General features: G+C 40.2%; 17 protein-coding genes. 14 read left to right on the top strand and 3 right to left on the bottom strand.

The window, feature by feature from the left end:
* The first annotated feature begins 129 nt into the window (after nucleotides 1–129).
* On the top strand, nucleotides 130–912 hold the full coding sequence (locus tag NSQ09_RS16330; RefSeq protein WP_017697172.1) for a VLRF1 family aeRF1-type release factor: 783 nt from the start codon (nucleotides 130–132) through the stop codon (nucleotides 910–912).
* A 136-nt stretch (nucleotides 913–1,048) separates the two neighbouring features.
* Entirely contained in the window at nucleotides 1,049–1,585 is a 537-nt protein-coding gene (locus tag NSQ09_RS16325) for a DUF420 domain-containing protein (protein WP_003231280.1), read from the top strand.
* 89 nt (nucleotides 1,586–1,674) lie between these two features.
* Here NSQ09_RS16325 and NSQ09_RS16320 read toward each other — a convergent pair whose 3' ends face one another.
* Entirely contained in the window at nucleotides 1,675–2,352 is a 678-nt protein-coding gene (locus NSQ09_RS16320) for a lysozyme family protein (protein ID WP_003231283.1), read from the bottom strand.
* A gap of 193 nt (nucleotides 2,353–2,545) precedes the next feature.
* Between NSQ09_RS16320 and czrA the strand changes: the two genes are divergently transcribed.
* Complete coding sequence (czrA, locus tag NSQ09_RS16315; protein ID WP_003231284.1) at nucleotides 2,546–2,869, top strand: Zn(II)-responsive metalloregulatory transcriptional repressor CzrA; 324 nt, start codon at nucleotides 2,546–2,548, stop codon at nucleotides 2,867–2,869.
* A gap of 26 nt (nucleotides 2,870–2,895) precedes the next feature.
* Here the strand turns inward: czrA and csk22 are convergent, their stop codons facing one another.
* The gene (gene csk22, locus NSQ09_RS16310; protein WP_095843767.1) at nucleotides 2,896–3,441 is read right to left on the bottom strand and encodes a mother cell-specific sporulation protein Csk22; all 546 of its coding nucleotides are present in this window, start codon (nucleotides 3,439–3,441) and stop codon (nucleotides 2,896–2,898) included.
* A gap of 205 nt (nucleotides 3,442–3,646) precedes the next feature.
* On the opposite strand from csk22, the gene NSQ09_RS16305 reads away from it, so the two are divergent.
* From NSQ09_RS16305 to csaA, 7 genes are all read left to right on the top strand, one after another.
* Nucleotides 3,647–4,588, top strand: a complete 942-nt coding sequence (locus tag NSQ09_RS16305; RefSeq protein ID WP_144453371.1) for a helix-turn-helix transcriptional regulator — start codon at nucleotides 3,647–3,649, stop codon at nucleotides 4,586–4,588.
* A gap of 53 nt (nucleotides 4,589–4,641) precedes the next feature.
* Nucleotides 4,642–5,124 (top strand): GyrI-like domain-containing protein, encoded by a 483-nt coding sequence (locus NSQ09_RS16300; protein ID WP_014480008.1) that lies wholly within the window; start codon nucleotides 4,642–4,644, stop codon nucleotides 5,122–5,124.
* A gap of 77 nt (nucleotides 5,125–5,201) precedes the next feature.
* On the top strand, nucleotides 5,202–5,903 hold the full coding sequence (locus tag NSQ09_RS16295) for an MBL fold metallo-hydrolase (protein WP_086343935.1): 702 nt from the start codon (nucleotides 5,202–5,204) through the stop codon (nucleotides 5,901–5,903).
* 6 nt (nucleotides 5,904–5,909) lie between these two features.
* On the top strand, nucleotides 5,910–6,485 hold the full coding sequence (locus NSQ09_RS16290; protein ID WP_341032056.1) for a TetR/AcrR family transcriptional regulator: 576 nt from the start codon (nucleotides 5,910–5,912) through the stop codon (nucleotides 6,483–6,485).
* Nucleotides 6,486–6,562: 77 nt separating this feature from the next.
* Entirely contained in the window at nucleotides 6,563–7,306 is a 744-nt protein-coding gene (locus tag NSQ09_RS16285; RefSeq protein ID WP_041336305.1) for a GNAT family N-acetyltransferase, read from the top strand.
* A gap of 14 nt (nucleotides 7,307–7,320) precedes the next feature.
* Complete coding sequence (locus tag NSQ09_RS16280; protein ID WP_341032526.1) at nucleotides 7,321–8,046, top strand: AraC family transcriptional regulator; 726 nt, start codon at nucleotides 7,321–7,323, stop codon at nucleotides 8,044–8,046.
* Between the two features lie 64 nt (nucleotides 8,047–8,110).
* On the top strand, nucleotides 8,111–8,443 hold the full coding sequence (gene csaA / locus NSQ09_RS16275; RefSeq protein WP_017697558.1) for a chaperone CsaA: 333 nt from the start codon (nucleotides 8,111–8,113) through the stop codon (nucleotides 8,441–8,443).
* A gap of 247 nt (nucleotides 8,444–8,690) precedes the next feature.
* On the opposite strand, the gene NSQ09_RS16270 is transcribed toward csaA, so the two are convergent.
* Complete coding sequence (locus NSQ09_RS16270; RefSeq protein WP_341032053.1) at nucleotides 8,691–10,127, bottom strand: flavin monoamine oxidase family protein; 1,437 nt, start codon at nucleotides 10,125–10,127, stop codon at nucleotides 8,691–8,693.
* Between the two features lie 127 nt (nucleotides 10,128–10,254).
* Here NSQ09_RS16270 and NSQ09_RS16265 point away from each other — a divergent pair, with 127 nt between their 5' ends.
* From NSQ09_RS16265 to NSQ09_RS16250, 4 genes are all read left to right on the top strand, one after another.
* Nucleotides 10,255–10,821: an SMI1/KNR4 family protein gene (locus NSQ09_RS16265; RefSeq protein ID WP_212060154.1), complete on the top strand. Its 567-nt coding sequence runs from the start codon at nucleotides 10,255–10,257 to the stop codon at nucleotides 10,819–10,821.
* An 87-nt stretch (nucleotides 10,822–10,908) separates the two neighbouring features.
* Nucleotides 10,909–12,624, top strand: coding sequence for a ribonuclease YeeF family protein (locus NSQ09_RS16260; protein ID WP_341032049.1), 1,716 nt, complete (start codon nucleotides 10,909–10,911; stop codon nucleotides 12,622–12,624).
* An 8-nt stretch (nucleotides 12,625–12,632) separates the two neighbouring features.
* Nucleotides 12,633–13,130 carry an SMI1/KNR4 family protein gene (locus NSQ09_RS16255; RefSeq protein WP_080530061.1) on the top strand — a complete coding sequence of 166 codons (498 nt, stop codon included), beginning with the start codon at nucleotides 12,633–12,635 and terminating at the stop codon, nucleotides 13,128–13,130.
* 120 nt (nucleotides 13,131–13,250) lie between these two features.
* The gene (locus tag NSQ09_RS16250) at nucleotides 13,251–14,126 is read left to right on the top strand and encodes a hypothetical protein (RefSeq protein ID WP_341032047.1); all 876 of its coding nucleotides are present in this window, start codon (nucleotides 13,251–13,253) and stop codon (nucleotides 14,124–14,126) included.
* The last annotated feature ends 3 nt before the right edge of the window (nucleotides 14,127–14,129 follow it).

Raw genomic sequence — 14,129 nt, 5'->3', positions numbered from 1 at the left:
CAATTGTATTAGAAGAGAGGCGTATTGTAAACAACAATTCCATTATTACTAGAAATTAGCGCAAAGTCAGGTTTGATCGTTTTTAAGAGAGGAAAAAGAAAACTAACCTGTGAAAAAGGAGGAATCGGAATGGCGATTGATTCATTGATTAACAAATTACAGTATGTCAAATTGGAACCGCCGGATAAAATTCTCTCTCTGTATCTCAATACAGACATGAGAAATCCAGAGCAGCAGGGGGGAGAATGGAAGATTGCCCTAAAGTCAGGATTCAGCCGATTAAAAGAGTATTTGGCAGCTAGTGATCCAGAGGAGGAAAAGTGTCTGGATGGAATCAGGGCTAAAATGAATCAATACTTGAATGCAATGGGAAAAGACATGCCCCGCAGTCTCGTGTTTTTTGTTTCCGACAGCGGCATATGGGAACCTATTAAGCTTCAAGTCCCTGTAGATACAAGATTTTACTGGGAAGAAACAGCTGTCCTGGATCAGCTAAAGGGTTTGCGCCAGGCATACCCAAGTACGGCGTTTATTTTAACTCAGCAGCATGAAGTGAAAATTATTGAAACTGTTTTAGGAAAAATTGAGGCGGTGGAGCGTTATGAGTATGATATGATCAATGAGTCTTGGAAGAATAGCCATTCCGCTGTAGACAAAGCGCCACCATTTGAAGAGAACCGGATGAGGGAACATGTAACAGAGAACCAATCGAGACTGTATAAGCGGCTGGCTGCCAGCCTTGATCAAAAAGCTGCCGCGAAAAGATGGGAACGAATGGTTATTGCCGGGGATAAAGAAACGGCCGATATCTTGGATCAGCATATGAATAAACCCATTCATTCGAAAATTCAAAAGAACCTGCTGAATGAAAATGAACATAAGGTCATTGAACATTTGATAAAAGAGGCGTAAACCTAACAGGCCGGGGCTAATAGCCTCCGGCCTTTGAAGTGTGTCTAATTTCTGACGAAGCAATCGAAACCGTTGACATCTTCTTTGAATTTGCATACGATTTGGATAGCCAGTACAAATTAGGAGAGGTCACCAAATGAACCAAACAGAAAATAAACCGAAAAATTACACGGGGATTGTCCTTACGCTGACAGTTCTGATTAACGGTTTAATCGCAGTGCTGTTTTTTATGCCTAAATTAGATCAGTTCAGCCATGCGAATATTCACATTTTGCCAATGCTGAATGCGATATTCAACAGCTTTACGTTTATCTTCTTATTGGCCGCGCTGATTATGATTAAACAGAAAAATATCAAAGCTCACAAACGCTTTATTTTGGCTGCGTTCACAACAACATTACTATTTTTGATTTGCTATGTGACGTACCACTCGATTGCGGAAAACACGCTCTATGGCGGAGAAGGTATTATGCGCCCGATTTATTTCTTTATTTTAATTACACATATCTGCCTTTCTGCAATTATTGTGCCGCTTGCGCTGTTTACGCTGATCAGAGGCTTCAGCATGCAGGTAGAGCGCCACAAAAAAATTGCGAGATGGACAATGCCTCTATGGCTGTATGTAAGCCTTACAGGCGTTATTGTATATTTGATGATTTCACCGTATTATTAAAAGCCATACTCAGTATGGCTTTTTTTACGTGTAAACATGGCAAAAGCCCAAATTCATTTTTGGGCTTTTGTCAGTAAATTGATAGACTCTTATTCATGAGCCTTGGATTCCATGGTTTCAAGTGTTGCAACCTGCAAAGATTCTTCAACAGTTTTTGTTTTTTCTTTTACTTTTTCTGCATACGTATAATCACCGTAGCAATACGGATAGCGGAAATTTTTCGCATTTCCCCCGCAAGTATACAGATCAGGATTTTTTTTGACTTGCTGCTCGGAGTATTGTTTTGCCAATTCCTCAGTATGCGTTCCTCCATGTTCAGCTACAAAATCAATGTAACCTGCCCCCATGTTGTAGCTTTGAATAATGGTATCCAAATCCACGCCTTTTTCCTTACCGGTCTTGTACATGAGGGTAAATTGCTTGATGCCTTGTTTAACACTGAGTTGAGGGTCTGTTATCTCATTGCGTTTTAACCCCAGAGATTCAGAGGACTGCATGGGATCATTGCCTTTTCCTTTTGACTCCTGATACATCATGCCTAATATGAGTGATGTATAATTAGAGAGTCCTTGGCTTTCAAGCTCTTCTTCCACCAAGGGTTTGTAATCGGTTAAACGTTCCAAAACAATCGTTTTCGTATCGATCGGAAGTTTTTTGATTAAATCCCGGTTGAAAAAAAGCAGGACCAATAAAAAAGAGGCGATGACAAAGACAAAAATCATCATAAAACCCGCAGCAGCGAAACAGCCTTTTCTCTTTTTCTTCACTGTGTTTCACCCTCAATGTTTGGAGCAGTATGACCTTTTTTATTATGACATAAGACGGTATATCAGACCAAGTAAAAACCTGATTTGAAACATAAATTTAAACTATGAGATTGAAATGGAATACAAGCAGGCTGGTTTGCACTCAAGCGCATTTGTTATAAGATAAAACTATGAATAAAGAAAGGTGATACATATGACTGAATTTAGAGAAACGGAACAATCGGCTGCTGATCTGGACGAGGAGACGCTGTTTCTAGTCGCGCAAACATTCAAAGCGCTTTCTGATCCTACCCGAATCAGAATTCTCCATTTATTGTCCCAGGGTGAGCATGCAGTAAACGGAATTGCAGAAAAGCTGAATTTACTGCAATCCACCGTGTCCCACCAGCTTAGATTTTTAAAAAATCTCCGGCTTGTCAAATCGCGCAGAGAAGGAACATCGATTTATTACTCTCCGGAGGATGAACATGTTTTAGATGTTCTTCAGCAAATGATCCATCATACACAGCATGATTGAAAAAGACATCCTTGCTTAACTCGCTGCTAGCGGGCAAGGATGTCTTTTTCTTTATTGTGTCCGTGCTGTTCGAGTTCGTTTCTGCTGAGCTTGATGACAAAAGAAGAAAAACCGATATAATAAACGGCTATCAGAAAAAAGACGCCTATTGTCAGAGGGTCCGTTCCGATTGACTGACTGTAAGATCCAAGGCTGTTTAGATCAGGCGAGGTAAGATAAAGCTCTGTCACTCGATATAGAAATCTTGACAGGAATAAGGTTAAGAGAATCATTTCTACCCAAATATGAGTCCGAAAATAGATCTTTCCTCTGCGTTTTTCAAAGGAGATGTTTTTCTTAGCGAAAAAGACAAGGAGCCATCCGCCAAGAATGCCCAAAATGAGATATCCATATAAAAAAGGGTGAATGGCGCTGAAGATTGAAAGGCCAAAAGCAAACAGCGAGAAAAGAATGATACGGGTGAACAGCCAGCGGGGCTTCAGCGGCTGGTATCCGATGGACCTTTTAATTTTTTTATACAGAAAAAAGATAATGATCATGGCAGGATAAACGCTCTGAAGTGTAAGATGCATGATGTGAAATCCCCTCCGTTGAGAAGTGTATGCTTATCCGGTTGGAAATAGTAGCTGAAATAAATACTGAACACAAAAAAGAAGGGGAACCCCCTGTTTTCATAGCATATGCGAGGTGTATTCCGCCGCATAATAGATATGCCCAAGCTTTATCAAAATGTTATGATTGTTTTGTTGGAAAATACAAGAAGAAAAGGTGCGCAGAATGAAACTGGAACGTTTGTTAGCGATGGTTGTGTTATTGATCAGCAAAAAACAAGTGCAGGCTGCAGAGCTTGCTGAGCTGTTTGAAGTATCTGTCAGAACAATTTACCGTGATATTGAGACGATCAATAGGGCTGGTATTCCGATTGTGACCTCACAGGGTTCCGGGGGCGGAATTGGCATTATGGAAACGTACCGGCTTGAAAGAGAGTGGCTGAACGAGGAGGAGTTGTTTGCGATTGCTTCCGCGTTGCAGAGCGTTTCATCTATGTATGAACCCGTTACTCACAGCACAGCCTATCAAAAAATCAAACACCTTATACCGGAGCACTCTGCTCAAGCATTTAAGCACCAAACAGAAAAATGGTTTATTGACATGACGGCATGGGGCCATACCGAGGATGAAAAGGCGTTTCGTGAGAAAATCAGCACTGCCATCGATCGATTGTCAACGATATCTTTTACATATACAAGCGCAAGCGGGGAAACACTTCTTCGTGAAACTGAACCTTATACATTGGTTTGCAAGGCGGGGCACTGGTATTTATACGCTTATTGCTTGGTGAGAAATGATTTTCGCTTTTTTAAACTGAACCGGATGAAAGATCTGGCCATCTTACATCAAACCTTTATCAGAAAAGACATTCAGCTGGATACTTTGCCATGGGATAAGAATTGGTACCAGAAGGGCCGTTTAACTGAACTGGTTATTCTTGTTCAGCCGGCAGCACGTCAGCGTATAGGTGAATGGTTCGGATATGATGTCCTTCACTGTTGTGAGGAAGATGAAATCTGCCGGGCAGTGATTTCACTTCCAGAAGATCAATGGCTGATCGGTTTTTTGCTCCAGTTCGGAAAGGATATTGAGGTTCTGCAGCCTCTTCATATACGGGATAAAGTAAAAGAAACCATTCATCACATGCGAAAAATATATGAAACCTGACACACTGCTGTCAGGTTTCTTTGTCTATAATCTTAAAAAAAGGAGGAGATCGTATGGGCTTTTCACATATAACACACTTAGACCGGAAACGATTTGCCGGACTGTCACAACGGACAAGCAACGCACTGGAAATGACGGAAGAAAGGAGGATTCCGGCACTGTGGGATCAATTCTGGAAGCAGGATATGAGCGCTCTTTTATCACAGGCTGAAAAAGACAAGAGCATTATTGCCTTGTATTCGAATTATGAACAAGAGACGAATGGGTTTTATACGTTTTCAGTCGGAACGTTTCAGGAATACGACGACATTCTTCCGGGACCATATGAAAACATTGATTTGCCGGCTTCCGCTTACGCCGTTTTCACTTCCAGAATCGGCCCTATTGAAGAGATTGTGCTTGAAACGTGGAAGGAAATTTGGACTTGGGATAAGCGGCATCTGCGCACGTTTACAGGTGATTTTGAGATGTATGATCAAAGTGCCGCAGTGCCACAGCGAGCACAAGTTAACATTTATGTAGCGATAAAAAAATAATAAACTCTTGAAAAACTAATGGTGTTAGTTAATAATAAAACTAACACCATTAGTTTTTTGTTAGGAGGAATAAAAGGATGAGAATTACTCAGTACCAAACGGTTTGGCAGCTGACTTTTTTTCCAGCATTGTTTCCGGTTAATTGCTATTTAGTAGAGGAAGAAAATGAAGTCACCCTTATTGATGCCGCACTGCCAGGCAGCTATAAAGGGATTATTCAAGCTGTGAATCAGCTTGGAAAACCGCTTCAGCATATTTTACTGACTCATGCACATGGGGACCATGTCGGATCACTGGATACATTGGCACAAACATTTCCGCATGCAAAGGTCATGATCTCGGAACGGGATTCATTCTTGCTTCAAGGTGACACATCCTTGCGTCAGGATGAGCCGCAGACGCCTATAAAAGGAGGTATTCCGAAACACATACAAACAAAGCCTCACCAACTGCTGACGGGCGGTGAAACAATTGGTTCCCTGCTTGCCATTCCAACACCGGGCCATACACCGGGCAGCATGTCATTTCTTGATACAAGAAACGGCACTTTAATAGCAGGAGATGCGTTTCAGTTGCGCGGAGGAATCGCTGTTTCAGGCCAGATAAAATGGACGTTTCCTTTTCCCGCTTTCGCTACATGGAATAAGGAGGAGGCCATCAAAAGCGCACAATTGCTCGCCGATAAGGCGCCTTCCTGTCTCGCTGTCGGACATGGAAAATTCCTGCGATCACCTTCAGAGCGGATGAGACAGGCGATCCAAAAAGCAAAGAAAGGATGATGAGCAATGTCACCGAGAATAGGTTTGACCCAAAAAATGATTGTAGACGCTGCAGCGGAGATTGCCGATCAGGAAGGGGTAAACGGTGTCTCACTTGCGGCACTTTCTAAAAAAATGAATGTGCGCCCCCCGTCATTGTATAACCATATCAACGGGTTGCAAGCGATCAGAGCAGAACTTGCTGTCAGAGGACTGACAAAGCTTTTTGATCAAATGGCGGACTCCGTAACCGAACGAAAGGGAGATTCCGCTATGCTTTCTTTAGCACATGCATATATTGATTTTGCAATTGAAAATCCCGGATATTATGAAGCGGCTCTGCTTAAGGTTCAGGACAAACGGACGGAAATCGTCTCTGACCAAATTGTCTGTCTTGTGACGAAGCTGCTCATTGAAAACGGCTATGCAAGTGAAAAGACTGCCATTCATGCGACAAGGGGGCTAAGAAGCCTGCTGCATGGCTTTACTGCTTTAATCGCAAAAGAAGCATTTGAACGTGAGGAGGACATTTTAGAAAGCCTGTCTTTTTCAATTAGGACATTTTTGTCAGGATTATTAATGAACAATAAAGATATTATGTAAACAAATAAATGGATGTCTTATATTTCTGAATATTGTATAATATCAAGGGAGTATACATAGGGGAGAGGCATTATGCAATGGATGACATTCACAAGATTGAACGGTTAGCGGCAGCTTCATGGCCGGCTTATTTTCAAAAAAGCATAGGGCAATGGCTTCTCAGAGCGAATTTTGGCGTAACCAAAAGGGCAAATAGCGTATGGACTTCTGCGGATATGCCTGAAGGGAATTTTCAGCTAGAAGCCGAACTTTTTTATCAAAGTTTAGGCTTACCTGTTTGTTTTCATATTAGCAACGCATCACCGAAAGGGCTTGATGGCGCATTGGCAGACAGCTGTTATGAAAAGGTAGACGAGTGCTTCCAGATGACAGCGTTGTGCCGGTCGATTATGAGCCGAACAAATGACAACAGCCGATTTACATACAAGTGGGAACAAGAGCCATCATCTGTTTGGATAGATGAATTTATTCAATTAGAAGGGTTTTCGCCCGAGCGTCACAAAGGTTACAAACACATTTTCGAACGCATGCCGCCGTGTAAAACTTTTTTCAAGATGTATGACAAAGAAAGCCTGACAGCGCTTGGCACGGTTTCTGTCATTGATGGTTATGGCGGACTTAGTAATATCGTTGTAGCTGAGGAGCACAGAGGAAAAGGGGCAGGAACCCAAGTGATCAGGGTGTTGACTGAATGGGCAAAAAACAACGGAGCGGAACGCATGTTTTTACAAGTGATGAAAGAAAATCTGGCGGCAGTTTCTTTATATGAAAAAATCGGATTTTCGCCTATATCGGAACACCATTACCGGATTAAAAGATGACCAAAGGAAGGGGGTTGCTGATGGATTCGCTTCAAGAGATGATTTGCGAAAAACGGACATACACACGCCTATATCATTCACATAAGCACGCGTACAGCCAATTTCTTTTTCCGCTTGAAGGGAGTATAGATCTTGAGACTGAGGGGCGCCAGGTGAAATTAAATCCGGATCATTTTTTATATATTCCGCCGCAGTGCGAGCATCGCTTCCGTTCTATCGGAAGAAATGAATGTCTTGTACTGGATGTTCCGCTTCATGCAATGAAAATTGATGAGTATCGTGCAGGATCGGGAATTGAAGCTGCACTCGATCCTTTCTGGTCTTCGATCAGGTACTTGCTGACAGAGGAAGCAAAGGCCGGAACAGCCAACTCGCTTCATATGCTAGTACAATACATAAAAGAAAAGCTTCAATCCCATAGCTATGCCTCAATTGCATACATTCACAGCCATTTATTTGAGCGGCTGACGATTAAGAAGCTGGCAGAAATCGAGCATTATCACCCAGCTTACTATTCAAGCTGGTTCAAAAAACAGACAGGGAAGTCCCCGCAGAACTATATTGCCGACCTTCGCCTTGAGGAAGCAAAACGAATGCTGATGGAGAGAAATGAAACCCTTACCGTCGTGAGCGGGGCGCTGGGCTTTCAAAACCTTTCTTCTTTTACAAGATGGTTCACGAAAAGCACAGGAATGCCGCCCCGCCTGTATCGAAACACCTTATATTCGGATAAAAAATGATGGCTCTTTAGTTAAAAGAATATTGTATATCTCCTTTACAATAGGAGAAAAAGGAGTTATTGATATGGCAGTTATTGAAGACTTTGAGAAATTGGATATCAGAACGGGAACAATTGTAAAAGCGGAAGAATTTCCTGAAGCAAGAGTACCGGCAATCAAGCTTGTAATAGATTTTGGGACAGAAATCGGCATAAAACAATCGAGCGCGCAGATCACGAAGCGTTACCAGCCGGAAGGTCTCGTCAACAAGCAAGTCATAGCAGTCGTGAACTTTCCGCCCCGCCGGATCGCCGGATTTAAATCGGAAGTCTTGGTCCTCGGCGGCATACCCGGCCAGGGCGATGTCGTCCTTTTGCAGCCGGATCAGCCTGTTTCAAACGGCACAAAAATCGGATAACACAAAAAAGACGTTTGCCTAAGGCAAACGTCTTTGCGTATTGAGGCGATGCACCACACGCCACATTCGTGCGTGCCATAAAGGCGTGTACATCGGCTTACACAATTCAGCTCATCGCTATATGAATATAGCATGGAGGGCGAAGGAATGCAAGGATTACTTTGTTTTTGTGATTGAATTTGTCCGTCTAATCAAGATCTTATTATATGAAATGTAATAATCTTTTAGTACAGAAGGTGAGCATGATCTAAGGTAAGCGATTGACCTCATAAGCAACACGTATTCCAGATTCAATCGCGCCTTGCATCCACGCATGAGTGAGTGAGGCGTGTTCTCCGGCGAAATGAACTCTGCCCTCAGGGACAGGAATATAGGGATACAGCTCTAATTCTTGTCCTGGTTCGAAAGCTGTAAAACCTCCCGCAGAATACGGGTACTGGCTCCAGCTAAAAGAAGTGCCAGACACAAATTCAGACCACACAATATCACCATAGATGTCAGATAAATTTAGTAAAGTATACTGGATTCGCTCTCCTTCTGAAAGACTGTCCCATATCAGTGCCTCATCAGCCCATGTATAGCTGGCCAGAATGACAGCATGTCCATTTGCTCCAATATTTCTGCTTGGATAATATGAAAAACGAATCGGAAGATCAGTAATAGATTTGCCGCTGCGCTGACCGGCTTTTTCCCAAAATCGGCTTTTAAACTCTATGCCGATTTTTGTTGCACTGATATAGTTTAGCTCACGGATGGCCCTCCGTTTATAGTACGAGAAAGAATGGTATGGTTCGACTTTTACAAATCGCAATGTTGAAAAAGGAATGGTTACAATAGCGAGATCAGCTGTAAACGATGCAAATTCTGCCGTTTGTTGATGCTGGCAATGGATCGTTACACGATTTTCATCCTGAGACATTTTCATCATTTTTTGATGGTATAGAATGTTTGTTTTTAATTGAGGAAGAAACGCGTGAGGCAGCAGATCCATGCCGCCGGTTATCTCATAGAAGTGAGCGGGCGATGAAAAAAAGATAGATTCCCGCAATACTTCAACAAGGGACATCCCCATATACGTTTCCATATCCAAAAGTACACCGATCATATCGATCGCGCCATATGAAAAATACGTGTTTAAAAAAGAGCTTAACGAATAATTTTTGTATTGTTCTTCGACAATCCGCCAATTTCTCGCTGGATTTTGATTGATAAAATTTAGAATAGGCTGCAGTAAAGAAAGCATCAGCTCTTCAGACGTTTTCCCTTGTTCATGTGGTGCAACTGGGTATCTCAATATTCCAGGAGCTCGTTCAAAAACTTGGAGACGTGTTTTGATTCCATTTGCATAAATGATGTCCATAGGGGTTCTATTGATAAATACATTTGTTGGCAATTTGAATTTTTTTATATATTCTAAGGTTAACGAATGGTTATTCGGTATGCGCATCGGGCCAGCGTTAAAATACAAATCATCACTAAAGGGAGCTCTCAAAGTGCAGACACGGCCGCCCGCTCTGCCGCTCGCTTCGAGAATCGTTACTCTGTGACCGGCATTTTTCAGCAAAGATGCTGATACAAGCCCGGACAATCCAGCTCCTACAACAAGAATATGCTTTGGATGCTGGGATGCGCTAAGGCCATTTCTAATGATCTTTACCATGTCATCATTCATTAGAGAATTCAATTTTTGGAGGCACCTCTTTTTAGAATTTATTGCATTATATTCATTGAAAAGAGCGCCTATCACGATCTGTTCACATCTTTTGGAATTTGAAAGGTTATTGTTAAAAGGAAATAAAGGGGGGATGTATGTGACTAACTTTGTTCATAAGACTGTAAATGGTTTGAAAAGTCTCTTAGATGAAAAAGGAGCGATTAAATTGTTTTGTTCTGAAGGGGATATCATGGAGTTCCTTGTTACTTTTTCACCGGACAAAGCAACCCTGAATGACATTCAAAGCTTTGAGGCTAAACACCAGCTTACCCTTCCAAAGGATTATCAGAAGTTCTTGACACTACATAACGGCGCGAAAATTTTTGAAATTCTTTCTGATGGGGAGAATATAGGTGGAGGACTTTATTTATTTAGCCTTGAAGAGATTGAAGAAGAATTAAAATATGAGGCTTTGTTTGAGGGTATCAATGGTATCCCAATTGGTCACTTATTAGAAGGGTGCCATTTGATGATCGACAAAGATAAATTGGATAAAGGGGATCCCAACTATCTGTTTATATTAGCAATAGGAGAGTATACACCATTAAATTTAAATTTTGAGATATTTTTAGATCGGTATATAGAATCCAATGGGGCAACTTTTTGGGAATGGCGCTACTATACCGCTGAAAATTATTATAGAACACGATCGCACGATGTATAAGACAGTCAGTTCTGGTTGTCTTTTTCTGTTATTCAAGCAAATAATTGTAGTAAAATTTACATAGAGTAGGCTTGAAAGGAGAATGAAATGAAGGTATTTGAAGCTGATTCATTGCTCTCTGAAGCGGACAAAAGAACCAAAGAGTACAAGGAACTACGATCACAAATGGTGAAGCTCAGAAAAGCGTTTAAGGACGTAGCTGACCTAGATGATAGCGAGTTTTCCGGTAAGGGTGCAGACAACATTAAAGCGTTTTATCATGATCATGTCGGTGTTACAGATCAATGGATTGATCTTATTGATATGAAGATTGCTTTCTTAAGCAGCGTTTCTGCAAAACTTGAAGATGCCAAGATGTCTGATGCTTACATAGAAGAATCTTTTTTAGAACATGAACTTGTAAATGCATACACAAAATCAAAATCCATTATGTCTGAACAGAAAAAAGCAATGCAAGACATTCTGAATGACATCAATGACATCCTTCCACTTGAAATATTCTCAACAGAAGACTTCAAAGACAAACTTTCTTCTGCAGATGACAAACGTGAAAAAACAATTGATAAGCTAAACAAGCTTGATGAGAATTTGAAAACAGAATATGCTGAAACAGAGCCTAACGAACAATTCATTCAGCAAGATTTTAAAAAGCTGCAGGAATCTACAGGCAAAGGGAAGAACGCCACTCCGATTCACTATAACGCTAAAGCGTACAGAGAAAGTGACATACATAAGAAAAAAGGCGATATTGAGAAGCATTCTGAATCTTATTTAAACGTGAAGCAAGAAGAAGCTAAAGAACGTGAAATTAAAGAATTAAAGAAAAAACTTAATGATGGTGTATCTGACCCTGATGAATATTTAGAGATTGCTAAGAAAGTAGGGTACGAGAATCTGGTGCCAGCTCAAGTACAGCTTGCAGTGCAAGTTGAACAAGCGAAGCAGCTAGAAGGAGCAGGAGAAATCACTTGGGATATCGTAAAAGGTGTAGGAGTAGGCTTATATGATGTAGGAAAAGACACTGTAACCGGCATATGGGACTTCATCACCGATCCAGGAGAAACACTATCAGCACTGGGAAATGCAGTTATTCATCCAGTGAAAACATATGACGCTATTTCAGCAGCAATAGAAGAGTCATATCAAAAAGATATGGTGAATGGGGATGCCTATTCTAGATCAAGGTGGGTAACCTACGCTGTTGGTTCAGTGGCTGTAGCTGTTTTTGGAACCAAAGGTGCAGGAGCCATTAACAAAGCTGATGCAGCAGGCAAGGTAATAAATAAAGCTAGTCAAGCAGGTAAGAAAATTAAGGACGTCAAGATTCCAGATTTGCTGCCTTACAACCCTAAATACGACCTTGCTACTGTAGGGGACGTGCCATACAATGTAGTGGATGGAGAAAACTTAAAAAATCAATTAATGAGTTTTGCTAAAGGGACAGATAAGGAAGTAAAACCTTTTGATGTCGTTGATTATAGACCAAGTAACAGCCCTTTAGAGAATCATCATGGTGTAATGGATGTATGGGCTAAACATAATGTTCCGAATTATGTGAGTAGAGGTAGTAATACGCCAACAGTAGCTTTAACAAAAGAGCAACACAATGCTACCAAGAAAGTTTATAGAGAATGGTTGTACGAAAAAACAGGGAAAAAAGTTGGCGGTAAAGTAAATTGGAAAGAAGTATCACCTAGAGAAATACAAGAACTTACTGAGAAGATGTTTGATGCTGCAAATGTTCCTAAAGAAGCTAGACAGCAATATTATAACGCATTTAATCAATACAACTTTAGAAAGTAGGTATGGGCATGAGCATTGATATGTTAGTCAAGAAGATTGCTGCAACATCAGACTGTCGGCTGTTTGAAGCTGATGGTCTTCCAGTAATAGACGAGAAGCATCAACTACCAAAAGATATTAGTGAGTTTTATGAACAATGTGGTGGAGCAGTTTTGTATGAAAATGCGGATTATCCAATATACATAGTACGACCAGCTGAGTTTAAATTGGCTAATCCTATTATTGTTGGGGAGCTCTGTGAGGAAGACATTTCATCAGAGTGGTATATTGTTTGCACGGATGGAAAAGGAGAATACCTAACAATTGACTTAAACGAAGAGCGCAAAGGAAAATGCTATGACAGCTTTTTTGATCGACATGGGATTGTCGGGGAAACACAGGTGATAGCAAGTTCATTTACTGATTTAATACAGCGACTGCTTGAGAATAAGGGGAAGCATTGGTATTGGTTAAGGGATGATTTTATATCAATAGGCGATGCATATGATGGTGTTGAAATTGAATAGTCTATTAAACAAAAGTATTGCAATTGTTCATTGATAAAGAGATACAATACGGTAGATGCTCTGTTATTATTTTGCAGAAACAATAATTGGTTAAAATAATAGAATGGAGACCTTACACAGATGGAGAAACACAAAATAGATTCTTTATTACAAGATTTAGATGAACTAGATGCTAGAGAATATAAGCGGACCTTAGAGATCTACAAAAATAAAGAGCATAAAGATGAGTACTTTAAACTTATATATAACGGTTTTATGCAGCATTTTATAAAACTTGGATTTTCTCATTTAAAGTATGCTGTTTTATGTGGAGAATATAAAAGTAAACGTTTGAAATTTAATAATGAGCCATGGATAAATTTGTATTTCTCTCCAAGTTTCTTTAACTTTAACAGAGTTTATTATTTGTCAATAGCTATAAACAATATTGCAACACTTGTAAAATTTAGATTTACTAAACCGGATAATTATATCTCCGCAAATTTCGAGAGAATTCAAAAAGAGGCAAAAAAGGTAGCGGAATATAGAACTCATAAAGTATACAGTCTTATAAATGATTTATTGGGGAACCATAATTATAATTTACTCATGAAATTTAGAAAAAATATAGACCATGGTTTGAATCCTGAGTATGGTAATGTATCTTTGTTGGATACTCTAAATTTTTCGGTTATTGAAGATAAGATTTTTGAAATATTAGAGGCATTTTATTACGATATTCTTAATACAGAGATAAACATATCTAATATTGATATCGATAAGTACAGAATAAAAGAATTCCCAGTTGTTAAGTTACCTTCAGTTCAAGAACAGGAAATTTTTGATTATATTGTTTATAATAATAAAGCGCATGAGGGCTTCATTAATGTAATAAATAATTACTATGATTATTTATTACCTTTTATGAAACAGAAAAATCGGGAGTGTAATATTAACTGTGTAAGTAAGGAATGCGTACGGTTCCTTACTCACACAGTTTTTTATTTGATAGAATAATAA

Source organism: Bacillus sp. FSL W8-1202 (genome assembly GCF_038006165.1).
Taxonomy (GTDB): Bacteria; Bacillota; Bacilli; order Bacillales; family Bacillaceae; genus Bacillus; species Bacillus subtilis.
This window is presented reverse-complemented; position numbering and strand designations above follow the sequence as displayed.

What these genes read in the sequence shown, in the direction of transcription:
- NSQ09_RS16330 (WP_017697172.1), top strand. Translation starts at nt 130, where the DNA reads ATGGCGATTGATTCATTGATTAACAAATTACAGTATGTCAAATTGGAA.
- NSQ09_RS16325 (WP_003231280.1), top strand. Translation starts at nt 1,049, where the DNA reads ATGAACCAAACAGAAAATAAACCGAAAAATTACACGGGGATTGTCCTT.
- czrA (WP_003231284.1), top strand. Translation starts at nt 2,546, where the DNA reads ATGACTGAATTTAGAGAAACGGAACAATCGGCTGCTGATCTGGACGAG.
- csk22 (WP_095843767.1), bottom strand. Translation starts at nt 3,441, where the DNA reads ATGCATCTTACACTTCAGAGCGTTTATCCTGCCATGATCATTATCTTT.
- NSQ09_RS16305 (WP_144453371.1), top strand. Translation starts at nt 3,647, where the DNA reads ATGAAACTGGAACGTTTGTTAGCGATGGTTGTGTTATTGATCAGCAAA.
- NSQ09_RS16300 (WP_014480008.1), top strand. Translation starts at nt 4,642, where the DNA reads ATGGGCTTTTCACATATAACACACTTAGACCGGAAACGATTTGCCGGA.
- NSQ09_RS16295 (WP_086343935.1), top strand. Translation starts at nt 5,202, where the DNA reads ATGAGAATTACTCAGTACCAAACGGTTTGGCAGCTGACTTTTTTTCCA.
- NSQ09_RS16290 (WP_341032056.1), top strand. Translation starts at nt 5,910, where the DNA reads ATGTCACCGAGAATAGGTTTGACCCAAAAAATGATTGTAGACGCTGCA.
- NSQ09_RS16285 (WP_041336305.1), top strand. Translation starts at nt 6,563, where the DNA reads ATGGATGACATTCACAAGATTGAACGGTTAGCGGCAGCTTCATGGCCG.
- csaA (WP_017697558.1), top strand. Translation starts at nt 8,111, where the DNA reads ATGGCAGTTATTGAAGACTTTGAGAAATTGGATATCAGAACGGGAACA.
- NSQ09_RS16260 (WP_341032049.1), top strand. Translation starts at nt 10,909, where the DNA reads ATGAAGGTATTTGAAGCTGATTCATTGCTCTCTGAAGCGGACAAAAGA.
- NSQ09_RS16255 (WP_080530061.1), top strand. Translation starts at nt 12,633, where the DNA reads ATGAGCATTGATATGTTAGTCAAGAAGATTGCTGCAACATCAGACTGT.
- NSQ09_RS16250 (WP_341032047.1), top strand. Translation starts at nt 13,251, where the DNA reads ATGGAGAAACACAAAATAGATTCTTTATTACAAGATTTAGATGAACTA.